This window comes from Alcaligenes sp. DN25, from assembly GCF_023674485.1.
GTDB lineage: Bacteria > Pseudomonadota > Gammaproteobacteria > Burkholderiales > Burkholderiaceae_B > Alcaligenes > Alcaligenes phenolicus.
Genome location: NZ_CP098408.1, coordinates 1,764,775 through 1,790,618, shown reverse-complemented (window position 1 = coordinate 1,790,618; position 25,844 = coordinate 1,764,775). Strand labels below are relative to the sequence as shown.

The window sequence follows — 25,844 nt, the reverse complement described above, 5'->3', positions numbered from 1 at the left end:
TTGTTTTTCTACCTTTCTGCACTAACGCCCCCATATCATCATGACATCGCTCTTCGAAACCGTCGAACTGGCTCCACGCGACCCTATTTTGGGTTTGAACGAACAATACAATGCCGACGAACGCAGCGGCAAAGTTAATCTGGGGGTCGGTGTTTACTACGACGATCAAGGGCGTATCCCGATTTTGCAGGCTGTTCAAAAGGCTGAGGAAGCCATGATGAGCAAAGCCGCCGCGCGCAGCTACCTGCCTATTGAAGGGATCAATACCTACAATCTGGGTGCTCAAACCCTGTTGCTGGGTGCCGACTCCCCCATCATTGCCGAAGGCCGCGCCTTGACCGTGCAATCCCTGGGCGGTACCGGTGCGCTGAAAATCGGTGCTGACTTCCTGCAGCAACTGTTGCCCCAGTCCGAGGTTTACATCAGCGATCCAAGCTGGGAAAACCACCGCGCCCTGTTCGAGCGCGCCGGCTTCAAGGTCAACACCTACGCTTACTACGATGCCGCTACGCATGGCCTGAACTTTGACGGCATGATCGCCTCGCTGCGCGCCATGCCGGCCCAGTCCATCGTGGTCCTGCACGCTTGCTGCCACAACCCGACCGGCGTGGACCCCAGCATGGAACAATGGGCCCAGATCGCCGAGCTGATCAAAGAACGTCAACTGGTTCCTTTCCTGGACATCGCTTACCAAGGCTTTGGCGCCGGTCTGGAAGAAGACGCCAGCGTAGTGCGTCTGTTTGCCAAGCTGGGTCTGTCCATGTTCATCAGCTCCTCGTTCTCCAAGTCCTTCTCGCTGTACGGCGAGCGCGTTGGCGCCCTGACCCTGGTTACTTCCAGCAAGGACGAAACCTCCCGCGTACTGAGCCAGGTCAAGCGTGTGATTCGCACCAACTACTCCAACCCACCCACACACGGTGGCAAAGTTGTGGCCACGGTACTGAACTCGCCTGAACTGTTCCAGACTTGGGCGACTGAACTGGCCGGCATGCGTGATCGCATCCGCGAAATGCGCGCCCAACTGGTTGCCAAGCTGAAAGAGCACGGCGCTACCCAAAACTTTGACTTCGTGCTGCAACAGCGCGGCATGTTCTCCTACTCCGGCCTGACTGCCGAGCAAGTCGAACGCCTGCGACAGGAACACGGCATTTACGCTGTCAGCAGCGGCCGTATTTGCGTTGCTGCATTGAACAGCCAGAATATTGACGTCGTGGCCAAGGCCATCGCTCAAGTCCTGAAGTAAGCTGTCCCTCACTACAGCCCCAACGCCCTTCTTCGGAAGGGCGTTGTCGTTCCAGCCCTTGGAGCACTACCATGACAGACACGATTTCCCTGAACACCGAACGCCTGATCTTGCGCCCCTGGAAAGCTTCCGACCTGGAGCCCTTTTTCCGCTTGAACAGCGATCCCCACGCACTGCGTTTTTATCCGGCCACCCTGGACCGTGAGCAAAGCGATGCCATCGCCCACCGCAGCCAAAGCCTGATTGACGAGCATGGCTGGGGTCCCTGGGCAGTCGAGCTGAAAGAAAACGGGGCCTTCATTGGCATGGTGGGCTTGAACCGCCCGACCGCCGATCTGTACTTTCAGCCTTGCGTGGAAGTTCTTTGGCGTTTGCTGCCTGAGTACTGGGGCAAGGGCTATGCCACCGAAGCGGCACGAGCCTGCATGGACTTTGGTTTTGACGAACTGGGCCTGGATCAAATTGTGGCGTACACCGCTCAATTGAACTTGCCTTCGCAGACCGTCATGCAACGCCTGGGCATGACAGAGCAAGCTGGTACCTTTGATCACCCCGGTGTAGCGGCGGGCCACAAACTCGCCCCCCATGTGCTGTACACCCTGGACCGCAAGGATTGGCCCCAGTCTGCCTGAGCAGCCCGAAGGGTCAAAAATTAAGCCTTTAGGGCCCTCACCGCTTGCAAAAACGCCAACTGTAACGCACAATCTTTACTGTATATATATTCAGCAGACAATACTATGACCGCCAAGCTCACCGCACGCCAACAACAAGTGCTGGACATCATTCGTTCTGAAATCGAACGGACGGGTTTCCCTCCCACTCGAGCAGAGATTGCTCAGGTGCTGGGTTTCAAATCCGCCAATGCGGCCGAAGATCATTTGAAAGCTCTGGCCCGCAAAGGCGCTATCGAGCTGACTGCCGGCGCCTCGCGCGGCATACGCCTGCTCGGTACGGATACCCGCGAAAGCGCCGCTCCCAGCAGCAACGCATTGGCCAATCTGGCTGACGCCCTCTTGCTGCCCATTATTGGTCGCGTGGCTGCCGGTAGCCCTATTTTGGCCACCGAGCATATCGAGCGCGAGATTGGCGTCGCCCCTACCCTATTCACCCAAACGCCTGATTACCTGCTGCGCGTACGCGGCTTGAGCATGAAAGACGCGGGCATTTTTGACGGCGACCTGCTGGCCGTCAAGAAAGCCAGTGAAGCGCGTAATGGGCAGATCGTGGTGGTGCGCATTGGCGACGATGTCACCGTCAAGCGCCTGTCGCGCTCCAGCAATCAAGTGGTCCTCTTGCCCGAGAACCCGGACTTTGAACCCATCATCGTCACCGACCCGGATTCCCTGTCTTTGGAGGGCATTGCTGTCGGTCTGATTCGCACCAGCCCGCTGCATTAAGCTGTCCCTCTCTAGGCCACCAGAGCTGTTTTGTAAGGTTGGTGCTTCTGATAAGAGAAAAACCCCATGCACCAAACGGTACATGGGGTTTTTTATTGGTCCGAGTGCATGCTCGCTATACAGGTTTGAACAGATTAACGGCGATAGTCACTTTGACCATGATTTTCGCGGTATGTCTGCAGTTGCAGTCATGACTGCAATCGCGGGTATAGCCATACCTAGCCCCTACGTACCTACATGCCTACATGCCTACATGCCTACATGCCTACATGCCTACAGCACGAGTTGAACAAACGTAAACCTCTCGCGCAAGCTTGTATCACCACCCGCGTCACCATCATCACCCAAAAGTCTGGCTCTCGTTGCAGTCAATATGACTGACTTCAAACGCACGATCAGCCTAGCCAAAATATAAACAGGCTACCTTGAACCCAAGGCAGCCTGTTTCACTGCTTACTGACTACTGCTGATGCTTAGTGCTTGAAGGACTCAGAACCCGCCCCAGCAGCACGCGTGGCTGCCAAGGCCTCAGCGGCCAGGCGAGCTACTTCTTCGTCGCTCAGGGGCGTTACAGCGTCTTGCAGGGCCACTTCCAGTACACGATCAATCCAACGCACCGGGATAATCTCCAGCGTGTTTTTCACGTTATCTGGAATATCGGCCAGGTCCTTGATGTTTTCTTCCGGGATCATCACGGTTTTGATGCCGCCGCGTTGCGCTGCCAACAGCTTCTCTTTCAAGCCGCCGATAGGCAGAACTTCGCCGCGCAAGGTGATTTCACCCGTCATGGCCACATCAGCACGAACCGGAATACCCGTCAGGCTGGACACGATAGCGGTCGTAATGGCGATACCGGCCGATGGACCGTCCTTGGGCGTAGCGCCTTCTGGAAAGTGCACGTGCAGGTCACGCTTTTCAAACACGCTATTGGCAATGCCCCACTTCTGGGCACGCGAACGTACGACTGTGCGAGCCGCTTCAACCGACTCTTTCATCACATCGCCAATCGAGCCGGTGCGCAGCACATTGCCTTTACCGGGCATATCGGCCACTTCGATGGTCAGCAACTCACCGCCCACCTCGGTCCAGGCCAGACCCGTCACCAGACCAACCTTGTTCTCTTTTTCGGCCAGGCCGAAGGAGAAACGACGTACGCCCAGGTAATCGTTCAGATTCGCCGCATTCACGACCAAGGTTTCCTGGGTCAGTGTTTTGTTGCGAGCTGCACGCGTACCGGCTTGTGGATTGGCCACCAACAGCTTGCGAACAACCTTGCGGCAGATCTTGCTGATTTCACGTTCCAGGGAACGCACACCCGCTTCACGGGTGTAGTAACGCACGATGTCGCGCACGGCATCTTCGGTCACTTCCAGCTCGCCATCGCGCACGCCGTTGTTCTTCATCAGCTTGGGCAAGAGGTAATCGAAAGCAATACGCACCTTCTCATCTTCGGTGTAACCCGACAGACGAATCACTTCCATACGGTCCAGCAGGGCCGGTGGAATGTTCAAGGTGTTGCTGGTTGCCACGAACATCACATCGGACAAGTCATAGTCCACTTCCAGGTAGTGATCCTGGAAGGTGTGGTTTTGTTCAGGGTCCAGAACTTCCAGCAGTGCCGAGGATGGGTCGCCACGGAAATCCGCGCCCATCTTGTCGATCTCGTCCAGCAGGAACAGCGGGTTACGTACACCCACCTTGCTCATGTTCTGAACCACCTTGCCCGGCATGGAGCCGATGTAGGTACGACGGTGACCGCGAATCTCGGCCTCGTCACGCACCCCACCCAAAGCCATACGAATGAACTTGCGGTTCGTTGCCTTGGCAATGGACTGTCCCAGCGAAGTTTTACCCACGCCTGGAGGGCCAACCAAACACAGGATTGGGGCCTTCAGTTTGTCGACACGTTGCTGAACAGCCAGGTATTCAACGATGCGCTCTTTGACCTTCTCCAGACCAAAGTGATCCGCATCCAACACTTCCTCGGCATTGCTCAAGGAGTTGTTGATACGGCTCTTTTTGCGCCAAGGCAGGCCAACCAGCGTTTCAATGTAGTTACGCACCACGGTTGCTTCGGCTGACATCGGCGACATCAGCTTGAGCTTCTTCATTTCCGATTCGGCTTTCTTGAGCGCTTCCTTGCTCAGTTGGGCCTGCTCGATGCGTTTTTCCAGCTCTTCAACATCAGCGCCTTCTTCGCCTTCGCCCAGCTCTTTCTGAATCGCCTTGACCTGCTCGTTCAGATAGTAGTCGCGCTGGCTCTTTTCCATCTGCTTTTTCACACGGCCGCGAATGCGCTTCTCTACCTGCAAGATGTCAATTTCGCCTTCCAATTGCGACAGCAGGCTTTCCAGACGCTCCAAAGCCTTGGGCGTTTCCAGCATGCCCTGTTTTTGCTCCAGCTTCAAAGGCAGGTGAGCAGCGATGGTATCGGCCAGACGGCCAGCATCATCAATCCCGGTCAGGGAAGTCAGAATTTCCTGAGGGATCTTTTTATTCAGTTTGACGTATTGCTCGAATTGACCCAGAACGGCACGACGCAGGGCTTCAGTTTCAGCCGCGTCACCGGAGTCGCCGGGCACTTCGACCACCGAGGCCATGAAGTGGGTTTCGGCATCCTGTACCTGGGTGATTCGGGCACGCTGCAAGCCTTCCACCAGCACTTTTACCGTGCCATCGGGCAACTTGAGCATTTGCAAAATACTGGCCGCACACGCAATTTCGTAGAGATCCTCGGGAGCGGGATCGTCCTTGCCTGCGGACTTTTGCGCCACCAACATAATGTTGTTGCCGGACTCCATTGCCAGCTCAAGAGCTTTGATCGAGCGAGGCCGGCCAACAAAAAGCGGAATCACCATGTGAGGGAACACCACTACATCGCGCAAGGGAAGCAGCGGCAGCTCAATAGGTTCCGTAGAAAGAATCTGGCTCGCAGACATAGTCATTTCCTATAAATGTCCTTAGACGCAAAAGGGAAGCCTGGGCTTCCCTTTCACGGTTTAACCTGTTGTAGCTCAGATTGTGGCGAATTTTGATATTTCAAGTAGGCCGAACGAACATTAGAACAGAACTTTACAGAGTTAAAGAGAGACAAGCCCTTATGCCTGGTGGTCTTCATAGGTCCACTCCTTTCTCCTTACCTTCGCCTGTCGCCCTGTCCCGCCTGCACCTGTCCGACCGCAGCCAGACAGGGCACAAACGAGGAGATATCTCTAAGCTACTGCGTTTTTCAAGGGCGACTCAGTGTCACTGGCTTCACTATCGGACAAAGGGCGGCCCAAAATCAATTCGGGTTTACTCTTTCCGACAATGGCGTCCTCGGTCAGCACCACTTTGCTGACGTCTTTACGCGAAGGCAGTTCGTACATGGTGTCCAGCAGCGCTTGCTCGACAATACTGCGCAGACCACGAGCGCCGGTACGACGCTTGATGGCACGCTGGGCCACCGCACGCAGGGCTTCGGGCTGAACTTCCAGCTCTACGCCTTCCATGCTCAGCAGCTTCTGGAACTGCTTGACCAAGGCATTGCGCGGCTCGGTCAAAATGCGGATCAGTGCGTCTTCGTGCAGCTCTTCCAGAGTGGCGACCACAGGCAAACGCCCCACCAGCTCGGGAATCAGACCAAACTTGATCAGATCCTCGGGCTCGGCCTCAGAGAATAGCTCACCCACGCCTCGTTCGGACTTGGCTTTCACGGAAGCAGAAAAACCGATACCGGATTTTTCTGTACGGTCGCGAATCACCTTTTCAAGGCCATCAAAAGCACCGCCCACGATGAACAGAATGCTGGTGGTATCCACCTGCACAAAGTCCTGGTTCGGGTGCTTGCGACCACCTTGCGGAGGCACCGAAGCGACTGTACCTTCGATCAGCTTGAGCAGCGCCTGTTGCACGCCCTCGCCCGACACGTCGCGGGTGATCGAAGGGTTATCCGACTTGCGGGAAATTTTATCGATTTCATCGATGTAGATAATGGCGCGCTGCGCTTTTTCCACATCGTAATCGCAGTTTTGCAGCAGTTTTTGAACAATGTTCTCGACGTCCTCACCCACGTAACCGGCTTCGGTCAGTGTGGTGGCGTCTGCCATCACAAAAGGCACATCCAGCATGCGGGCCAGTGTTTGGGCCAGCAGCGTTTTGCCCGAACCCGTAGGCCCGATCAGCAAAATATTACTTTTGGACAGTTCCACATCGTCACGGCCTGCCTTGCCGCTACGAATTCGCTTGTAGTGGTTGTACACCGCTACGGCCAAGGTGCGCTTGGGCATTTCCTGGCCAATGACATACCCATCCAGAAACTCTTTGATTTCCTGGGGGGTGGGCAATTCTTTACGTTCACCATCAGGAGTGGCGCCCGCAGCTTCGTCACGAATGATATCGGTACACAGATCAATACATTCGTCGCAGATGAACACGGACGAAGGTCCAGCGATCAGTTTCTTGACCTCATGCTGGCTTTTATTGCAAAACGAGCAATGCAGAACTTTCTCGTCGGCCGATTTCTTTTCGGACATAAATTTAAATTTCACTTCAGGATGGTAAAAGGACGGGAACAAGTCCCGCCCCCGAACAGCCATAGTACTGCGTCAGATCGATCCCTGGCGGGACAGATGATTACTCGTCACGAGTGTTCATCACCTTGTCGATCAGGCCATAGGCCACAGCGTCTTCAGCTGCCATGAAGTTGTCACGCTCGGTATCCAGCTCGATACGCTCGACAGGCTGGCCGCAGTTTTCGGCCAGGATCTTGTTCAAGCGTTCGCGCAGGCTCAGGATTTCCTTGGCCTGAATCTGGATATCGGAAGCCTGGCCTCGCGCACCGCCCGAAGGCTGATGGATCATGATGCGCGAGTTAGGCAAGGCAAGACGCTTGCCCTTGACGCCCGAAGACAGCAAGAAAGCGCCCATGCTGGCAGCCATGCCGGTACACAATGTCGAGACTTCCGGCTTGACGAACTGCATCGTGTCGTAGATGGCCAGGCCTGCATAGACCGAACCACCGGGCGAGTTGATGTAGAGCGAAATATCCTTTTCAGGATTTTCCGACTCCAGAAACAGCAGCTGGGCCACAATCAGGTTGGCCGAGTTGTCATGAACCGGGCCCACCAGAAAGATGATGCGCTCGCGCAGCAGGCGGGAGTAGATGTCGTAAGACCGCTCTCCACGACCGGACTGCTCGATCACGATAGGCACGTAGCCCAAACCCGTAGGGGCAACAGATTGCCCCCCATGCATTGAGGCGTAGAAGTCGACAAAGGTTGACGACATTAGTTGGTTCCCATGATTTGGTCGAACGCCACCTCCTCGTCGGACACCTTGGCCTGGGACAGTACGTGCTCGACGACGTTATCTTCGAGTACCACTGCCTCAATCTCGGCGCGACGCTGGCGATCGGACAAGTAGTAGGCCACCACTTGGGCGGGCTGTTCGTAGTTCTGGGCAAATTCTTCGATGCGGGCACGAACCTGCTCGGGCTTGGCTTGCAGTTCTGCAGCCTTGACCAGTTCGGAGACCAGCAGACCCAGACGCACGCGGCGAGTGGACTCTTCCTTGAAGGCCTCGGCAGGGATAGGCATCTTGTCTGCATCAGGCACGCCGCGCTCTTTCAGCTCAGCGCGAGCCGAAGCGATGCGACCTTCCACGTCGTTGTCGACCAGAGCGTTAGGCACGTCAAATTCGCTGGCAGACAGCAAGGCGTCCATCACAGCGGATTTGTTGCGAGCGTGCACACGAGCCTTGATTTCGCGTTCGATGTTGGCACGGATGTCGGCCAGCAAAGCGTCCACATCACCTTCAGCCTGACCCAGGGACTTGGCAAACTCAGCATCCAGCTCGGGCAGAACAGGCTGGGCCACGTCTGTCACGGTGATCTTGAATTCGGCAGTTTTGCCAGCCACTTCCTTGCCGGTGTAGTCGGCAGGGAATTCCAGAGGGAAGGTTTTGGTTTCGCCTGCTTTCATGCCGGCAACGGCAGTCTCGAACTCGGGCAGCATGCGGCCACGACCTTGCAGGTACTGGAAACCTTCAGCGCTACCGCCTTCAAAGGCGACGCCGTCAATGGTGCCCACAAAGTCCAGAGTGATGCGGTCATCTTCCTGAGCTTGGCGATCAGCGCTGGATTCGTAGTTGGCGCGTTGCTTGCGCAGCACGTCTACGGTGCGCTGGATGTCTTCGTCGGTCACAGGCGTGTTGGCACGCTTGATTTCCAGTTTGGACAGATCAGGCAGAGCCACTTCTGGATAAACTTCGAAAGTTGCGGTAAAGGCCATGGTGCCTTCAGCAGGCTCGCCTTCTTTGGCTTCCAGATTAGGAGTGCCGGCTACGCGCAATTTGGAGTCCTGGATCACTTTGTCCAGGGCTTTGCCGATTTCTTCGTTGATGGCGTCGTAACGGATACCAGGGCCGTGGCTGCGCTCGACAACGGACAAAGGCGCTTTACCGGGACGGAAGCCCTGTACCTTGGCCGTACGAGCCACACGCTTGAGCTGGGCCTGGACTTGTTTTTCTACGTCGGCCACCGAAACGACCACATCGACTCGGCGCTCCAAGCCGGACAGAATTTCAACCTCGGGCTGCATTGAAGACCTATATTAAATTGAGTAATTGATAAGAGTAATCCGGCATTTTACCGGAAACTGGCACGGTAAATCCAAACAAACGTATTTTGAATCATAATTTCCTGTCAAGACAATACAGCCGTGCCGGACTATGATCCCTTACTTTACCTTCCCTACGCAAGACTGATATGCACATGAACTCCCCTTTAGGCGGCATCCGGGTCCTGGAACTGGGCCAATTGATTGCCGGCCCCTTTGCCGCCAAGATCCTGGGCGAATTTGGCGCGGACGTCATCAAGATCGAATCCCCCAAAGGCGGTGACCCCTTGCGTAAATGGCGTTTGCTGCATGACGGTAACTCGGTCTGGTGGGAGGTGCAATCCCGTAACAAGAAGTCTCTGGCCCTGGACCTGCGACAGGCGGAGTGTCAGGACGTGGTGCGCGCACTGGCAAAAGAATGTGACATTCTGATCGAGAACTTCCGCCCCGGCGCCCTGGAAGAATGGGGGCTAGGCTGGGAAGACCTGAAAGCCATCAACCCCGGTCTGATCATGTTGCGTGTATCGGGCTACGGCCAGACCGGCCCTTACAAGGACAAGCCCGGTTTCGGCGTGATTGGCGAGGCCATGGGCGGCTTGCGCCACCTTAGCGGTGAAGCCGGACGCCCACCAGTACGGGTTGGTGTGTCCATTGGAGACTCTCTGGCAGCCTTGCATGGTGTCATCGGCATCATGATGGCCCTGCGCCAGCGTGAACAGAACAAGGGCGAAGGTCAATATATTGACGTGGCCCTGTATGAATCCGTGTTCAACATGATGGAAAGCCTGCTGCCCGAATACTCCGCCTTCGGTGCCATTCGGGAGCCTGCCGGCAGCAGCCTGCCCGGCATTACGCCCAGCAATGCCTACGTCTGCAAGGATGGCAAGTACGCCTTGATCGCCGGCAATGGCGACAGCATTTTCAAGCGCTTGATGAACGCCATTGGGCGCGCTGATATGGCTGACAATCCCGACTACGCGCACAATGATGGTCGCGCCCGAAATGCAGGCGTGATCGATGCCGCCATTGGCCACTGGGCCAGCGCTCTGGAACTGGACAAGGTACTGGAAATTCTGGACCAGGCTGGCGTTCCCGCAGGGCGGGTTTATGACATTGCCGATATCGCGGCGGACCCCCACTATCAGGCCCGTGACATGCTGCTGGACAGCAGTCTGCCAGACGGCACACCACTTAAAGTACCGGGCATCGTTCCCAAGCTGAGCCACACCCCTGGCGCCATCTACCGCCCTGCTCCGCACCTGGGTCAGGACACCCAGGAAATCCTGGATAATCTGGGGATCAGCGCCGAACAACAAGCCGACTGGCAAGCACGCGGCCTGATCGCCAAGAACCCAAAACGCAAGTAAAACAAAGCAGTACAAAAGCACCTGGGGGCCAGTACAAGATGGCCCCTAATCTATTTGTTTTTCATACGGAGCAAGCACTTGCCGAGGATGAAAATCCAAGCTAGAATCTACCTCTTTCGTGCTGCGAACGTGGCGGAATTGGTAGACGCACCAGATTTAGGTTCTGGCGCCGAGAGGTGTGAGAGTTCGAGTCTCTCCGTTCGCACCAGAGCATGAAAACCGTTGATTCAGAAAAATCAATTTTAAGCAAAATCAACGGCTTAACTTTCATACCCTAACAGCTTTTAATAGCCTATTTTCAAGTATTCAACATCGTAGGCCCCGTAAAGGCCCCACGAATTCCTCAAAAAAACAAAAATAGCCACATCGCCTAGGTATTGAGTCCAGTTCAATACTGTTAGCGATCCACATGACTGCAAGTACGTCTATTGATTTGGTTCCCTTGTAATTGTTTGGCCGTTAATAATTACCACTCAATCAACTCGCTGCACGTCTTGTATTGTTATGTACGGAAGCTAGCCCACTCTCACAATCATTAGTTAAAGCTTGTCCGCGCTAACAAAGTTATTTTCAGATAAGAGCCCACCAAAGCTGCGCTATATCGATCTGATAAATCCAACGGTATTTACTGAAATCGACCTCGAGACTGCTGAGAAAAAGCACGTGCCGGGGGGCAGAATCGCAAGAACCCCGCTGGGCACTGTGCTTTTCTCCTGAACACCACTACTTAAACATCAGTTGTAGCGATCGTGCTTTCCAGGAAAGTCACTGGGCCAGCGCATGGGTTGCGGCTCAGGCTTGGGAGCCGGATCAGGACTTGGGCTGGGAGCCGGATTTGGGCTTGGCTTTGGATTGCGATTCATCCCCATCTTTCCTTTATAAAAAATCAATAATGACAATCATTCTCAAGTAATTATATTACCTAGTCACATTTGACAATAAATAACATTTATTCCTGTTTTTTACTCGATAACTACATTTTTCATGTATAAAGAGGTCATAAATTTGACTGAAAGACCAATAAACCGAAGAATATTTGTTACTTTATACTACATTGATGAGCTGAAACGGATTATGGACATCGTTCTATAGACGTAGGTCAAAGCCGGTTTGAAACCGGCCCAGGAGGAAGAGATTTTTGTTGTCAGGAAGTCTCAGGGGAGGACTTCAACACGGCCAGCCAGACAAGGCAAAAACCATGCCCTGCATAAAGAGAAAGTCGGCACAGAGATGGCTGAGCCACAACAAACAGCTTAGTGAAGCAGCAAGAGCAACGGGCACGTCACCTGATATCCCTACTATCAAGCCCGAAAGATCCCCCCCCCTCATTTCCGAGCCCCACAAAAGAAAGCCTTGAAGCGCAGACACAAAAAAGCCGCCCTTGAAGGCGGCTTCCCGATTAAATTCGGAGCTTATTCCTGCCGATCGTGTTTACCCGGAAAATCGCTAGGCCAACGCATGGGCTTCGGCTGCGGATCGGGTTTCGGTACCTGATTAGTAAAGGGGGCACTATTCACAAGGCAACCTCCTTCATGAAAATTAAAAATATAGAGCCAAGCCTCAATTGCACCAAATCTTATATCAATAAGAGCTAATTAATGGACGCTCTAGTATTAACCCTAGCGGAACACTGAACAAATTAGCTGGCTCATAATTAATCAGACAGCATTCACGCCCGACAGTTCCTTGCCACGCCTATCCCTAACAGCGGTGCCACAGCAAAAATTCCAAATAAATAATATGCCGCTTGACGCGTTCCCTCCACGCCACCGGGATCAATAAGTCCACCCGCATTGGCAATCATTCCAGCCAAGGCTGCTCCGCTTGCCGTTGCAAAGAGCTGAATGGTTGTAATCGATGCCCCCGCCAGTTCCTGCTCTTGGGCTGGCACTGCCTTGAAAACCCGTACCAGCAAATGGGGCCAAGCTACCCCTACTCCCACGCCTATCAAGGCCAGAGCCAGACAAATCGGTGCCAGAGCCAGGACGGAACCCGTACTGGTATCTGGCAGTAAAACAACAAGCCCCACCATACCCAGCAGTCCCAGGATAGGCCCAGCCATGATCGCCCGCGCAATGGCTTTTTCCCCCAGGCCCGAGCTGATAATTGCCCCTACCGTCCAGCCCGCCCCCATCAGCGCCGTCAAGTACCCCGCTACTAACGGGGACTGTTGATGCAAGACTTGCAGAAAAAGCGGTGCAAAAACTTCACCACTGGTCACCGTCAGCACTAACAAGGACATCAAGGCATAGAGTTTGGCAATAGCAGATCTGAACTGAAACGCCCCCGATGGCAGCAACTTGGTAGACGAACGTTTTTCCACTACCAGCAAAGCGACGGCCAACACCCCCGCCAAGCCCAGGCCAAGCGCATTTTGCAGTACATCTGCCGAGGTACTACCGGCAGAGATCGCCAACACCGCCAGCGTCAACAACAGCAGTTGAATCACAGGAATAGCCACCTTGCTCACCGCCGCGGCATGTTGCTCGCGTTTGGGGAGGACTACTAATGCCAAAGCGGCAAAAAGCACGGCAATCAAGGCGACCGATCCAAAAGCCGCACGCCACATTCCCCACTGCGCAAACACGCCACCGACTGCCGGCCCGGCCAACGTTGCCACGCCCCACATCGCTGATACCAACGCCATGGCTCGAGGCCACAAGGGCTCTGCAAAAATCAGACGAATCATGGCGTACGCCAGAGCAAAGAGAAAACCACCGCCAATCCCCTGGACGAAGCGCCCGAACAGCAAAAGGGACATATTCGGCGCCAGCGCGCAAACAAGCGCCCCCACAGCAAAGATCAAGACTGCGACGGCATAGCTGCCTTTAGGGCCCGTCAAGGCCAGCAACTTGGGTGACAGAGCCGAACCCAGAATAGACGCCACGACAAACAGGGTCGTATTCCAGGCATATAAATCCAGCCCACCAATATCCTGCACAACCGTGGGCAAAATGGTGGTCACAATGTAGACATTGACGGCATGCAATACCACTCCACCGGCCAGGACGAGGGCACGCATAGCATTGGCCCCCGACAACAAAGCGCCCCACCCGGTCTGTACCCCTTGCCCGCTACTCGCGCAAGCTTGCTGATTCTTCATAAGATCTCGACTCATTCTTTTAAAAGTAGCCCTGCCGCTTGAAAAGCTTGCATAGGCAAGAGTGGTCTTTTATAAAACCTCATGTATAGATGAGGTCAAGAGATCCAAACACCATGAGAATCGATACCAGCATCCCTCTGTCCGTGGGTGAAGTCGCCCGCCGCAGCGGGGTCACCATTGCAACCGTGCATCACTATGAAACCAAAGGTCTCATTCATGGCTGGCGTAGCGATGGTAACCAGCGCCGCTATCACCGGGATGTTCTACGGAAAATTGCGGTCATCAAAATTGCGCAGCGCGCCGGCATTCCACTGGCTACCATCAAAACAGCCTTGGATGAATTACCTACTGGCCGGCCACTGAACGCCAAGGACTGGGCGACCTTGTCCACGAGCTGGCGGGATATGTTGAATGAGCGGATTCTCAGCCTGACACAGCTACGCGATGAGCTGGATGGCTGTATAGGCTGTGGGTGTTTGTCCATGACGGACTGCCCACTTAGAAACCCGGGGGATCAGTTATCCCTGTCAGGCGCGGGTGCTGTGCTGCTTGATGCCGGACGACACAATCAGAAGCGGAAGAAAAGAGCGGGGGAAATCTGATCGCGCGGCTTGTGTGAAATCCAGGCTGAACACGCAGCGCATCAGGGTTGGAAATCAGCGAAAACCGACTCTTACTTCACTATGCCAGAAGGCATCAGGCAGCAAAAAGGCCCAGTTTTCACACCAGGCCTTTTTCACTTTCCAAGAAACGCCCTGCTCTCTTAGATCACTCCCCAGAAATACAGCAGCGCGGGGAGCAAGGCTGTCAGCACCCCTTGCACGGCAGACACCAGCCCAGTCAGGCGGGCAATGGGTTTATTCAGCACCAGCAGCAAGAAGAACATGAACCAGAGCACTGCCCAGGACAACCAGCTCAGGACTTGCCAGTAGTCAAAAATCCGCTCGGCTACGCTCAAATTTGTAAGGGCGGCGGGAACAGCGATGCAGGCGACCACCAGGGAATACCAGCCCAAGGCACGCCCATCACTTCCTGTAAACGCGTTCACCCCTACCCAAAAATAGGTCAAGGCAAACAGGCCCAGATAAATGGCCGACAAGGGAGAGTACACGGTGCTATTGGCGGGGTTCAAGATATGGGACATGCAGATGAATCCCAGTACGGCCGTGAACAAGTTGACGATAGCAGCATCTTTGGCATCCACCAGCCTGCCAGCATGATGACCTTCAGAGTAAAAGAGACGAACACCATTAACGAACAGGCACAGGCCTGCAAACGCCAGAAAAGCGGCAACTAGCATTTTGAAGATATCCTAAGTAATAGAAGGCGGACACAGAACATGCCCGCAACATGATGTTGCACTCAAGGCTGAGGCGGAGCAGATCATAGAGCTTGGCTACACAATTGCCATGTGATTTTTTTTATAAGCTCTATAAGAAAAAAACGCGCAATTTTGCGGCGGTTCTCCAGTGAAAATTCTGGCTGAAAAGCGAGCGGTTTGCACAGGCATTAGCAGACAAACGTCCCCTTCTCCATTTTGGAAGCAGACTCAGCCCAGGACCAAACAAAGTCCCTTTTAATCAATGAGTTAAAAAATCATCGAAGCCTGGGCAAGGCCGCTACAAATGAGGTCTGGCAACTGACCAAACAATAAACAGCGTGCCTGCTCAAGAGCCCGCTCAAGCCTGTTCGTTTTGGCCCCAGCGAGCCAGCACACGCACATAAGCCAACTGTGCCAGTAGTTCCACCAAAGTCTGCGTCAAAATGATGGCTGGCAACAACGGCAAAGCCCCCGGAATCGCCAAAGCCAGAGGCAGCACCACCAAAGAATTGCGAGTTGCACTGCTGAAAGCCACCGCACGTCGCAACGGGACGGCCAGCCGCGCTTGCCGTGCCAGCGCCCAGCCGATGACAGGAGCCAGAATGGCAAACAGCGCATACACCGGCAACACTCGCCACAAGACATCCAGTGCAGGCTCCAGTTGTCGCAAAACAGCCGCCACGACGATGAACAAGACCAAAGCAGTGGCTGGAACGGGGGCCAAGCCCAAACCCGTTTTTATCTGCGCCCAGCTATGACTTTTACCCGCGAGATACTGGGTGGCCCCCGCCAGCAGCAGCGGAATCAGAATCAAGTAAAAGAAAGCATTCAGAAACGGCCCGGCTTTGATGTACAAACCGAACTGTTCCCCCAAGGCCAATTTCAAAAACAAGGGCAGGAGCAGCATTTGCACAAGCAGCAGTACCGGCGTAGCGGCTAGAAGTGCGCGGGCGTCGGCACGACCTAATTGAGCAAAGGTCACGACGTAATCAATGCAAGGAGCCAGCAAGACCAACAGCACGCCCAGGCGCAACATGGTGTGGTCTGGCAGCAAGGGCACCAGCGCAAAGACCAATAGAGGTATCAGGAGAAAATTGGCCAGAAGCACAACGGCCAGAAAGCGCAGCTGGGTCAGCGCTTTGCCTAACTGGGCAATAGGCACCTGCACAAAGGTGACATACAACATGAAAGCCAGCGCTGGATTGATCCAGTCGACCAGACTAGCTGGCATCACCCAGACACTGGCCATCCAGGCGGCCAGCAACATCGCCACACAATAAATAGCGGTTTGCCGGCGCTCTAATACATCACGAATCACGGCCAATACCTCGTTTGGCTGAACAACTCCGGCACTGCCGTGAGAACTCCCTTTTACAGACCGCTACGGCGCAAACGTGCGGCGGACTGACGGTTCAAATCTCGAGCCTCACGCTCGGCATACTCGCTTTCTCCGGCTTCGTACCGGCCCTCGTGCATGCAGGACTCACGGTCCCAGGTGCATTCATTAAAGAGTTTTGACACGGGGCCACCACCGGGCTTCGCGGAGGAACAAGCTGCCATCAAAGCGGCCAGACCGAGCACCGCGCAACTTTGAATCAGACGTCGAACCATCATTGTGTTTTCCCTACAAAAAATCTTTATTGCAATTACCGCGAATCGAAATCAGAACCGATCGCGGACAATAGGAACACTGTACCCTGAGCCTCCAAAGCCCGTCGATTCCCTTTCCTGATAATTTGCAATTTATGACTCACGAACAATTTTTGCTATTGGCCCAAATCTTGAATCTGACGCCCAATCCCGAACTGGAGCAGGAAGTCCGACATCCGGGCGCGCAAATCAGCACACAAGCACAACAGATCCTGACTCTACATCTCCAGCTGAAGGGAGCCTATGTCATTCACAGGCCCACTGCATTTCGAGTTGTAGTCAGCCATGACGATCTGGACCGTTTCCCAGGCGCCCTGGATTTGAAGCAAGGTATGCATGTACAGCTGGTTTCTTACACCAGCGAGCGCTACATCAGTGTTCGTATCACCCAACTGCCAGCCACCCCCAAGGCGTATTTCAGGGGCGTCGTCAGCGAGCAGAACATCAGTTACCACGTTTTCGAGGTCGGGGACAGCGTGTATTTTTCTGAAGATCAAGTCCACGCCATACTCAATTAATAAAACGGGCTAGTGCCCACACGCCAAGGTGCCTGCTTCAACCCGATCTTTTCAGACTGGTGTCAGGCAGCAAGTGCAAGCCTGTCCGTCTTACAAACTCCTCGTAGCTGATGGGTGGTCCAACACGAGTGGAAGCCTGGTTAGCCTGCCAATGTACCCAGGAGCGTCCTGTGGTGGCGTCATACACCAGCTTGAACAAATGACTGGGAACGGCAACCTGGCTGGAACCTATCGTCGCGGCATTGCGCTCGTACACAGGTCCGGTGAACACATACACATTGCCTGCGGCACGCGCCACATATTTACGGGTATCGGCTTCGATCTTGTTCCAGGGGCCGGCGTTGTGGACCTGATTTTGCGGCACCATATTGGCCAGAGAAAAGCTCTGCGCCATGCTCTGCTCCGACGCCATATCCCCTGCCGGAGCCATATGCCCGCGCGAAAAGCCCGAGCCTCGATAGTCATTCAGCTCGGCTCGCTCTGCCTGCGGCAAACGGCCTTCAGCATAAAAACGATCCGTGCGCTTCAAGCCTTTGGCGGACTGAATCTGCTGACGATTCAGACGCTGGACGACAAACACCGGCGTCTTGGTTTGGCCGCTATGCAAAATCGCAAAAGAGCTGAAGCACAACTCTCTTTGCGTGTAAGCCATGGGCACGACAGGTCGCGAGCCGGGAAAGAACTGGGGGCAATGTGCAAAAGAGGTTTGAACATACCCCTCGACCGAGGCCGGAACAGGCACACTATCCTGCTGCGTCGCACCTGGCCAACCCAAGGACACCAGAAACGATTCCAGACTTTGCCAGTTCGGCCCTTGGGGATGAAGCCAGGCCGTTGCAATCCCGAAACTGGTCAGGGCCGCGGCAAGGACGGACTTCAAAAATCGGGACGGGTTTGCCTGCCCTGTCTTTTTTCTACTACTGGTTTTTTTAACGCTACGACCTGTACTTTTTCTGCTCATACCACTCTTGTTTATGCTTGGTCGGCTTACATCATTGCGCCGACTGCACCTGTGATTATAAGCAGTCCTTTCAGATTCAAAAGAACGTGCCCCCAGTGGGAGCACGTATTTATTTCTGACTCCGGCTTTTTTAACGCGATCAATCGCCAGAACAGGAAAAGACTCAGGACTTGCGGTGACGCTTTTTACTGAGCACCCAGAGCCTGCAATTCTTTCAATTCATCTTGCAGTTGTTCCAATTTGGCACGATCACGTTCCAGTTTTTTCTCCAGCTTTTCCACCTTGTCTTGTCGCCCTTCAGCCCGTTTCTCGGCGATTTCATCCAGGCGCTCCTGGATATCCTCTTCCTGCTCGCGGATATCTTCCTGTACATCACGCAGCAAATCCGCGTCCCGGCAATGCATCTGCACATTGGCCAAGGCGCGCTCCAGGCCACGCTCTCTATGAACATTGCCATGCTGGCGAGCATAGTTGATCTGGTTCTGAATTTCGGCAGCCCGATACTGGCAAGCCGGGTTATCAGCCCAGGCGGGCAAGGCCATCACACTTAATACAGCACTCAAGCACCATACGGAACGTTTCATCCTTGTTACTCCTGCAGTGTTCATCCAGATAGCCATCATACAATCCAGACTCCAATTTACCTCAGGTGGACGATTGGAATAGACTTCGTCAATTTGTCACGAAAACGTGATTAAATTCGAAAATTCTTCTGTTTATGTCATATTCAAGTAACAAAATTGTCGCAAATTGTGTCGAGAAATTTACACAACTTGTCTTTAAGCATAAAACAGTTCAGTTACACTCGAAATCCTCATAAAGCAAACTTTTACTTTTAATCGTGTTCAACATCACCACCAGGAAACTGATTTTTTTCCTGTGCGCTGCTTTGATTGTGTTGTGGCTCTTTCCCTTTGCGCACGTCAACGAAAGTTTGCTCAACTCCTCCCAGGCGTATTCAGCCTGGCATACCAGTGTGCTCAACTCCTTGATGCCCTTGTCCATTCTGGCCGTTGCCAGTCTGATCTGGGCAGAACGGGCGGTGTCCGCTTGTCTGGCCATGGCCGTCAACACCGTCTTGTTTGTACTGGCGATCAAGAATATCTGCGATACCGCGGACCGCTTCTCGCGGGTCTGCGGTATTGATATTTCCGTTTCCTATGGAGCCATGTTGTACGGACTGGGCATGGCCACCCTGTGGGTGCTGCTGCTGAGCTATCGCTGGAAAGGTCCCAAGGAACAATCCGGCCCCTCGGGTGACGCAAGCCTGTAATCAGGTTCCTCTCGTCCTTGCATCATCCGGATGGTCTGCGGGGCCGGTGAGGCCATGACCAGGGTCTCCTTTATTCTTGCCGTACAAGTAACGGCTTCAAGCCGGATTGAAGGGCCAGAAAACGGGGATCAACAACACGCCCAACACCCAGAAAATCAGATTCAAGGGCAAACCCACTTTCAGGAAATCCACAAAACGATAGCCGCCTGCGCCATAAACCATGGTGTTGGTCTGATAGCCCACAGGCGTGGCAAAACTGGTGGAAGCCGCGAAGGTAACGGCGATCAGAAATGGAGTGGGATCGACGCCCATCATTTTCGCCGTGGACATTCCTATCGGTGCCAGCAAGACGGCAGCGGCGGCATTGCTCATGAATTCGGTCAGCATCAGGGCCATCAGGTAGACCACGGCCAACACGGTCAAAGGCCCAAAGGACTTCACCAGACCAACGGTATTTTCGACCAGAAACTGGGCCGCGCCGGTCTCGCTCATGGCCATACCCAAAGGCAGCAAGCCCGCCATCAAGATGATGATGCGCCAGTCTATGGCGTCGTACACATCATCTGCTTTCAAACAACCGGCCAGTGTCATGGCCACGGCACCGAACAAGGAGGTGATGCTGATAGGCACCCAGCCCAAGGCAGGCACCAAAATCACCAGGGCCATGGTGACCAGTGCAAACGGCGCACGCCAGCCCATTTCCTTTTCAGCCTCGCGCTCGGACAGCACGATAATATTGCTGTCAGCACGCAAATCGGCCGCCTCTGCGGCCGGAGTCAATATCAACAAGATATCGCCCACTTGCAAACGCACTGCACGCAATTGCTCACGCAAGACCTGACCACGGCGATGAATGCCCAGCACGGTGGCGTTCTTGTGCCAGCCTGCTCCCAAACTGCCCAAAGTACGACCACTGATACGCGAACGCGGCGCAATCATGACCTCGGTCAGGACCTGATCGACCTGCTCAAAAGACTGTTGTTCCAGCTTGAACTGGGGGTCTACTTCCAGACCCGCTTCTTTGCGCAGTTCATCCAGCTTGGTCCAGTCTCCGCGCGCCAACAGCACATCGTCCTGCTCGATCTTCTGCTCTCGCGGGCCCCACACTTTGGTATCGCCGCGCAACAGCTCCAGCACAAACACCCCGTATTGCTCGCCCAGCTTGGCATCGCCCACCGATTGGCCAATCAGGGAAGAATCGGGCATCACCCGCAGCTCGGTAATGTATTTTCCCAGCTCATATTGCTCGACCAACTCGCCGCCACGGGCATCGGGCAGTAACCAGCGCCCTATCGTCAGCAAATAAAGACACCCCACAGCCATACAGATCACCCCCAAGGCGGTGAACTCGAACATGGTGAAACCGGGATGGCCCAGATCGCGGGCAATGGCATTGACCAGCAGGTTGGTAGAGGTCCCGACCAAGGTACAGACCCCGGCCATTTGCGAGACATAGGACAAGGGGATAAGCGCTTTGGAAGCCGACATGCCTATCCGTGCGCAGGCGGCCATGACGATGGGAATGAATACCGCTACCACCGCCGTGTTGTTCACGAAAGGAGCAATCACCGCCAGAACCAGAAACAACAGCAGCAGAAACTGCACAGGGGAGCGTGCTTTGCTCAGCAAATCCCCAATCCCGGACAGCGCCCCGCTATTTTGCAGCCCGGCAGCCAGCACAAACATGGCCGCGACGGTAACCGTGGCCGGATTGCTGAAACCACCCACGGCCTGCTCGGGAGTCACCAAACCCAGAACCGCCAAGGTGCTGAGCACCAGCAAGGCGATAGCATCTATTCGGAGTTTTTCTGTAGCAAACAAGACAATCGCGATTAAAGCCAGACCCAAGACCACTGCAATCTCTGTTGTCATGTTGCCCCACTCCTGTTTGTGCTGTGCTGCTCAGTATAGGGAAAAATGCAGCACACCAAGCACTGCATTTCGCCGCACTCAACAAAAAAACACAAGTTTTCAAAACAGGAAAAGTGAAGCCTTCAAGCTTGGAAGGATCGGTGGCGCAAGGCCACCCCTGCAACGCTTAAACCAGCAGCATCACCAAAAACACCAGCCCCAACAAGGCGATATAGGCTTTGGCATGAATGCTGTCCGGGATCTTGCCGATCCAGCGCGAGGTGAAGCGAATCCCCAGCCAGGAGCCAATCACCAGCACCAGGCATGCGCGCAAGTCGATATAACCTGCATGCCAGGCCCCCAAGGAATCGGCATTCCAGGCCAGCATGGCGTAGGTCAGGCTCCCCACCACCGCCATCGGCAAGGACAAGGGGTTGGCTGCGGCCGTGGCAGCGGTCATGCTGGCACCGCGTCGACGCATCAAGGGGACAGTGATCACGCTACCACCGACACCCAAAAAGGCGGCAATCGCACCAATAATTACCCCGGCCCCAGCACTACTGGCCTTGCTTAAAGGGCGCATGGTATTGCTGGACTCTTGGGTGAAGCCGGAACGAAACAGGCTATCCAGAATCGTCAGGCCCAGATACGCCACAAAAACCCAACGTACCCAGGACCCGCTCAAGGCCATGGCTGCTGCCGCACCGGGAATCGCCCCCAAGGCGATGAACAGGAGCAAAGGACGCACTTGCCCCCAAGGCACAGTGCCCGCCTTGTGGTGGCGCCAGGTAGACAGGCCAGCACCAAAAATCATGACGCAGGTGGAAGTGGCCACCGCAATATGCATGGCCGCCTGCCCCATCTGACTGTCCACGCCATACATGCCAATCAGCACCGAATACAGCACGGGAACCACCACAAAACCGCCACCGAAGCCAAACAGCACGGTGGTCACGCCAGCCAGCAAACCAAAAAACAGCAATAGAAAATACATAGCCGCCCATCAACACAGATGACAAAACCCAAGAATAGGTCGCCCTGCTTTGGCTGGCATGCTAAAACCGGTCAACAATACTTTCGTTCCGGCCAGAGGCTTGCTTATGCACAATGTACGACTGGATAGCGTAGATGCCACCCCTCGCCCCTTGCTGGCGATTGGCACGGACTACGCGCCGGGCACGCTGCTGGACTTTCATGTGCACCGACGGGCGCAAATGCTCTATGCCATGACCGGGCTGATGGAAGTCGAAACCGACGATGGCGCCTGGGTAATTCCACCTTATAGTGGCGTGTGGATTCCAGCTGGCAAACGCCATCGCGTTCGCATGCAAAGCGCCAGCACCCGAAGCTTATATATAGAGCCGGAAGCAGCACCTCGCAGCAGCACACACTGCGAAGTGCTGGTCATTACGCCCTTGCTGCATCACTTGTTGCTGGCCTCCCTGGCCTTGCCCGCTCTGTACGAGGAAGATGGCCGCGACGACGCCTTGGCTCAACTGCTTCTGCATGAAGTCGGTTTGGCGCAAACCATGCCGCTCTTTGCCCCCATCCCTCAAGACCCATCCCTGGCCCAGCTCTGCAAAGACTTTTTAAGTCAGCCCAATATTCAAAGCACGCCAGAACAGTGGGCCGGGCAAATCAATAAAAGCCTGCGCAGTTTTACGCGCCTGTTCCGGCAACAAACCGGCATGAGTTTTAGTGAATGGCGTCAACAAGCCTGTCTGCTGGCGGCTCTGGCCAAGCTGTCGGCCGGCCAATCCGTCACACAGATTGCACTGGATCTGGGTTACGACAGCTCCAGTGCCTTTTCCACCATGTTTCGTCGCCGCTTGGGGCAAGCACCCAGCAACTTTATTCGTGTTCCTTGAAGGAACTGACCAGACAGCAACTTGATGGAAGCAGAAACAAAAAGGCCCCCGGAGCTCTGACATCCAGGGGCCTGCACTGCCCGCCTCAACTTATAAGCGGCCTGGCATCATGACTGGGGCTTAACGCGTGATACGCGCCCGTCCACCAATCGTTGCAGCCAGACTGGCCACGAAGGCACCTACCAGCAAGGACGCAAATGCCCACAGCGCGAAAGCAGCGGCTGCCTTGCGAGCGGTGTCAGCCGCTTCACGAGCTTGCTGCTCCAGCTTGTCGGCTGTTTCCTTGGCTTGCTTTTGCACGGAGTCCAGGCGCTCCTTGGCTTGCTCGGGCGTCAAGCCGGTACGGTTGGCCACCAAACGCAGCAAGTAATCCTGATCCTGCTGGGACACCTCCCCTTCTTTGAGGCTGCGAGCCAGAATCCGGCTGACCTCACGTTCCGGGCTGCCAGTCTGAGCAGGCGCATTGGCAGGATCTGCCGGACGCAACAAGGTGTCGGTGAAATAGCCCAAGCCGGGGCCCTGCGCCTGATCCTTGCCTGCCTGGCCTACGATGGCCGATGCCGCTCCCACTCCAGCCCCGGCCAGATTCGCCCCTGCCTGAGCCGTACCCGAGACCAGCGAGGCGACACCCGATCCCAGCAAGAAGACGCTGACAACCGCACTCACGGCCCAGACCAGAAAACCATGCGCCGTATCGCGGAAATGAACTTCGTCACCGTGAACACCTGTCCAGTTGGTACGCAGACGTCCGGTGACATAGCCCGCAATACCGTAGGCAATGATCTGCGTGACAAAAAGCCAGATAATCGTCCCGATAGCCACCGTGGTGCCTGAGGCCCCGTCATTACTCCACGGGGAGATCGCCATGAAACCCAGGCCGGTCCCACCTACCAGCAAGGTCACCGTCATGGCAGCGGCAATAACCGCGCCCCCGATGACAGCGCCCCAAGACACAGCGGAGTGCGAAGACTCCGCCACGGCTTGCGTCCCCAAACCTGCATCCGAACCAAATTGCGTTGTAGCCATGATGATTCCTTATTTCAGATTGTGATCGCACGCACCTTAGTGCCAAAACAGAGCCAGCAAAATGATGATAGGGATAGGAACACCCAGAAGCCATAAAAGGATCGATCGCATAAGCCCTCCGTTTGAATGAAAAACAAGAACTGAATGCAGCAAAAAAAAACACTTCACGCTCATTCTAGGCAGATAAAAAATCGATAAATTTTATAAAATGTAAAAAGAGAAACCGAATCAAAGCGCATGGCTGCAGGCCACTTCATTCTCAACATGGATAGACTCATGACCCTTTTCACATAAGCTCTACAGAGGCAGGCGAGAAAGAAACAGGCTATACGATCAGGCAGCACACACCCGCAAATCAGGCCTCGCCCAAGAATTTCACACAAAGCTTGTATGGCAATACATGCTTATTTTTTATTATCTTGAAATACTTGATTACGTAGCCGATTGAATTGAGCAGCAGCAATAATAAATAAACAAAATAGCTGCGATAAGAAAAACAAGGGTAAGTAGAAAAATAATTATCGAACCACAAGAAAAAAGAATAACAACTTCAGAAATAAAGTAAACAGAAAAAATCCAACACAGATATTGCAGGCCTCCGCATTCACATCTGCACATGAAGTTCACTTGGCCAACACACCACCTTCCTGGCCTTGCTGACAGACTGCATCCCACACGCATCTGTCCTCAAAAGCGACAAAGAAAGCCACAAAACCGTGCATGGAAGGGGCAGACTCGGTTATCCTGTTGCCTCCATTCAAGCTCGGCCGCTGCGGTGGTAAACCGCGCATCATGCGCCTTCTGTATCCCGATACTGCCAAAGACGGCCTGCATTCACAGAGCCTAGCCTATGAGCGACCTCCAAAGTCTGATCGAATCGGCGTGGGAACAGCGAGCTTCCCTCTCCCCCCAAGAACACAGCATTGAACTGCGCACGGCCATCCATACCGTGATCGAAAAGCTGGATTACGGTTCCCTGCGTGTGGCGGAGAAAATCGACGGACAGTGGCAGGTCAACGACTGGGTCAAGAAAGCGATTCTTCTGTCCTTCAGGATCAACGAAAACCGCGTCATGGCCAGCGAGCCCGCTCCCTTCTATGACAAGGTGCCTCTGAAATTCGAGCAGCACGACCAGGCTGCGTTTGCTCAGGCAGGCTTTCGCGCCGTTCCCGGTGCTGTGGTACGCCAAGGCGCCTATGTAGCCCCCGATGTCGTACTGATGCCCTCGTTTGTGAACATCGGCGCTTATGTCGGTGAAGGCACCATGGTAGATACCTGGGCCACCGTTGGTTCCTGCGCCCAGATCGGCAAGCATGTTCACCTGTCGGGTGGCGTCGGTATTGGCGGGGTATTGGAGCCTCTGCAGGCCAACCCCACTATCATTGAGGACAACTGTTTCATCGGTGCCCGTTCCGAAGTGGTGGAAGGGGTCATCGTAGAAGAGAACTCGGTGCTGGCCATGGGCGTCTTCCTGTCGCAAAGCACCAAAATTTACGAGCGCGAAACAGGCAAGATTTACCAGGGCCGTGTCCCTGCCGGTTCGGTAGTGGTCCCTGGTTCCCTGCCTTCGGCCGATGGGCTGTACAGCCTGGCCTGCGCCATCATCGTCAAGCGTGTGGATGCCCGTACCCGCGCCAAGACCAGTATTAATGATTTACTTCGCGCCTGAA

21 protein-coding genes, 1 tRNA gene and 1 pseudogene are annotated in these 25,844 nt (G+C 54.7%); 10 read left to right on the top strand and 13 right to left on the bottom strand.

Features of this window, described 5'->3' with window-relative positions; genetic code table 11:
- The first annotated feature begins 40 nt into the window (after window positions 1-40).
- From NBV64_RS08275 to lexA, 3 genes are all read left to right on the top strand, one after another.
- A complete protein-coding gene (locus NBV64_RS08275; protein ID WP_009459106.1) occupies window positions 41-1,243 on the top strand; it encodes an amino acid aminotransferase in 1,203 nt (400 codons plus the stop codon).
- 71 nt (window positions 1,244-1,314) lie between these two features.
- Window positions 1,315-1,875, top strand: coding sequence for a GNAT family N-acetyltransferase (locus tag NBV64_RS08270; RefSeq protein ID WP_250757065.1), 561 nt, complete (start codon window positions 1,315-1,317; stop codon window positions 1,873-1,875).
- Between the two features lie 105 nt (window positions 1,876-1,980).
- The gene (gene lexA, locus NBV64_RS08265; protein ID WP_026482844.1) at window positions 1,981-2,640 is read left to right on the top strand and encodes a transcriptional repressor LexA; all 660 of its coding nucleotides are present in this window, start codon (window positions 1,981-1,983) and stop codon (window positions 2,638-2,640) included.
- A 473-nt stretch (window positions 2,641-3,113) separates the two neighbouring features.
- Here lexA and lon read toward each other — a convergent pair whose 3' ends face one another.
- The 4 genes from lon to tig all read right to left on the bottom strand — a co-directional run bounded on the left by lon (window position 3,114) and on the right by tig (window position 9,218).
- Complete coding sequence (gene lon, locus NBV64_RS08260; protein WP_250757064.1) at window positions 3,114-5,579, bottom strand: endopeptidase La; 2,466 nt, start codon at window positions 5,577-5,579, stop codon at window positions 3,114-3,116.
- A 273-nt stretch (window positions 5,580-5,852) separates the two neighbouring features.
- Window positions 5,853-7,154: an ATP-dependent Clp protease ATP-binding subunit ClpX gene (gene clpX, locus NBV64_RS08255; RefSeq protein ID WP_009459099.1), complete on the bottom strand. Its 1,302-nt coding sequence runs from the start codon at window positions 7,152-7,154 to the stop codon at window positions 5,853-5,855.
- A gap of 100 nt (window positions 7,155-7,254) precedes the next feature.
- Window positions 7,255-7,908 carry an ATP-dependent Clp endopeptidase proteolytic subunit ClpP gene (clpP, locus tag NBV64_RS08250; RefSeq protein ID WP_021446711.1) on the bottom strand — a complete coding sequence of 218 codons (654 nt, stop codon included), beginning with the start codon at window positions 7,906-7,908 and terminating at the stop codon, window positions 7,255-7,257.
- Window positions 7,908-9,218 (bottom strand): trigger factor, encoded by a 1,311-nt coding sequence (tig, locus tag NBV64_RS08245; protein ID WP_009459092.1) that lies wholly within the window; start codon window positions 9,216-9,218, stop codon window positions 7,908-7,910. The genes clpP and tig overlap by 1 nt, the downstream gene beginning before the upstream one ends.
- Before the next feature lie 173 nt (window positions 9,219-9,391).
- Between tig and NBV64_RS08240 the strand changes: the two genes are divergently transcribed.
- Window positions 9,392-10,603 (top strand): CaiB/BaiF CoA transferase family protein, encoded by a 1,212-nt coding sequence (locus NBV64_RS08240; protein WP_250757063.1) that lies wholly within the window; start codon window positions 9,392-9,394, stop codon window positions 10,601-10,603.
- Window positions 10,604-10,726: 123 nt separating this feature from the next.
- Window positions 10,727-10,811 (top strand) — tRNA-Leu (locus tag NBV64_RS08235).
- Window positions 10,812-12,272: 1,461 nt separating this feature from the next.
- Here NBV64_RS08235 and NBV64_RS08230 read toward each other — a convergent pair.
- On the bottom strand, window positions 12,273-13,706 hold the full coding sequence (locus tag NBV64_RS08230; protein WP_250757062.1) for an MFS transporter: 1,434 nt from the start codon (window positions 13,704-13,706) through the stop codon (window positions 12,273-12,275).
- A gap of 113 nt (window positions 13,707-13,819) precedes the next feature.
- On the opposite strand from NBV64_RS08230, the gene soxR reads away from it, so the two are divergent.
- On the top strand, window positions 13,820-14,308 hold the full coding sequence (gene soxR / locus NBV64_RS08225; RefSeq protein ID WP_035268132.1) for a redox-sensitive transcriptional activator SoxR: 489 nt from the start codon (window positions 13,820-13,822) through the stop codon (window positions 14,306-14,308).
- A 161-nt stretch (window positions 14,309-14,469) separates the two neighbouring features.
- On the opposite strand, the gene NBV64_RS08220 is transcribed toward soxR, so the two are convergent.
- The 3 genes from NBV64_RS08220 to NBV64_RS08210 all read right to left on the bottom strand — a co-directional run bounded on the left by NBV64_RS08220 (window position 14,470) and on the right by NBV64_RS08210 (window position 16,641).
- Window positions 14,470-15,006 carry an AmiS/UreI family transporter gene (locus NBV64_RS08220; RefSeq protein WP_026482851.1) on the bottom strand — a complete coding sequence of 179 codons (537 nt, stop codon included), beginning with the start codon at window positions 15,004-15,006 and terminating at the stop codon, window positions 14,470-14,472.
- Between the two features lie 379 nt (window positions 15,007-15,385).
- Window positions 15,386-16,294: an arsenic resistance protein gene (locus NBV64_RS08215; protein ID WP_425541756.1), complete on the bottom strand. Its 909-nt coding sequence runs from the start codon at window positions 16,292-16,294 to the stop codon at window positions 15,386-15,388.
- Between the two features lie 104 nt (window positions 16,295-16,398).
- Entirely contained in the window at window positions 16,399-16,641 is a 243-nt protein-coding gene (locus tag NBV64_RS08210) for a hypothetical protein (protein WP_009455761.1), read from the bottom strand.
- Between the two features lie 131 nt (window positions 16,642-16,772).
- Here NBV64_RS08210 and NBV64_RS08205 point away from each other — a divergent pair, with 131 nt between their 5' ends.
- Complete coding sequence (locus tag NBV64_RS08205) at window positions 16,773-17,195, top strand: hypothetical protein (RefSeq protein ID WP_250757060.1); 423 nt, start codon at window positions 16,773-16,775, stop codon at window positions 17,193-17,195.
- Between the two features lie 37 nt (window positions 17,196-17,232).
- On the opposite strand, the gene NBV64_RS08200 is transcribed toward NBV64_RS08205, so the two are convergent.
- Both NBV64_RS08200 and NBV64_RS08195 read right to left on the bottom strand, forming a co-directional pair.
- Window positions 17,233-18,156 (bottom strand): DNA/RNA non-specific endonuclease, encoded by a 924-nt coding sequence (locus NBV64_RS08200; RefSeq protein WP_082453580.1) that lies wholly within the window; start codon window positions 18,154-18,156, stop codon window positions 17,233-17,235.
- Between the two features lie 185 nt (window positions 18,157-18,341).
- The gene (locus NBV64_RS08195; protein WP_009455758.1) at window positions 18,342-18,740 is read right to left on the bottom strand and encodes a DUF1090 domain-containing protein; all 399 of its coding nucleotides are present in this window, start codon (window positions 18,738-18,740) and stop codon (window positions 18,342-18,344) included.
- A gap of 257 nt (window positions 18,741-18,997) precedes the next feature.
- On the opposite strand from NBV64_RS08195, the gene NBV64_RS08190 reads away from it, so the two are divergent.
- Window positions 18,998-19,429 (top strand): hypothetical protein, encoded by a 432-nt coding sequence (locus tag NBV64_RS08190; RefSeq protein ID WP_009455757.1) that lies wholly within the window; start codon window positions 18,998-19,000, stop codon window positions 19,427-19,429.
- Between the two features lie 96 nt (window positions 19,430-19,525).
- Here NBV64_RS08190 and NBV64_RS19145 read toward each other — a convergent pair.
- Window positions 19,526-21,313 (bottom strand): annotated as a pseudogene (locus NBV64_RS19145) (SLC13 family permease); the annotation flags it as partial.
- A gap of 154 nt (window positions 21,314-21,467) precedes the next feature.
- Window positions 21,468-22,274, bottom strand: a complete 807-nt coding sequence (locus tag NBV64_RS08180) for a sulfite exporter TauE/SafE family protein (protein WP_250757059.1) — start codon at window positions 22,272-22,274, stop codon at window positions 21,468-21,470.
- A gap of 106 nt (window positions 22,275-22,380) precedes the next feature.
- On the opposite strand from NBV64_RS08180, the gene NBV64_RS08175 reads away from it, so the two are divergent.
- The gene (locus tag NBV64_RS08175) at window positions 22,381-23,148 is read left to right on the top strand and encodes an AraC family transcriptional regulator (RefSeq protein ID WP_021446735.1); all 768 of its coding nucleotides are present in this window, start codon (window positions 22,381-22,383) and stop codon (window positions 23,146-23,148) included.
- Window positions 23,149-23,268: 120 nt separating this feature from the next.
- Here the strand turns inward: NBV64_RS08175 and NBV64_RS08170 are convergent, their stop codons facing one another.
- Window positions 23,269-24,174: a hypothetical protein gene (locus tag NBV64_RS08170; RefSeq protein ID WP_250757058.1), complete on the bottom strand. Its 906-nt coding sequence runs from the start codon at window positions 24,172-24,174 to the stop codon at window positions 23,269-23,271.
- 850 nt (window positions 24,175-25,024) lie between these two features.
- On the opposite strand from NBV64_RS08170, the gene dapD reads away from it, so the two are divergent.
- Entirely contained in the window at window positions 25,025-25,843 is an 819-nt protein-coding gene (dapD, locus tag NBV64_RS08165) for a 2,3,4,5-tetrahydropyridine-2,6-dicarboxylate N-succinyltransferase (protein WP_026482863.1), read from the top strand.
- The last annotated feature ends 1 nt before the right edge of the window (window position 25,844 follow it).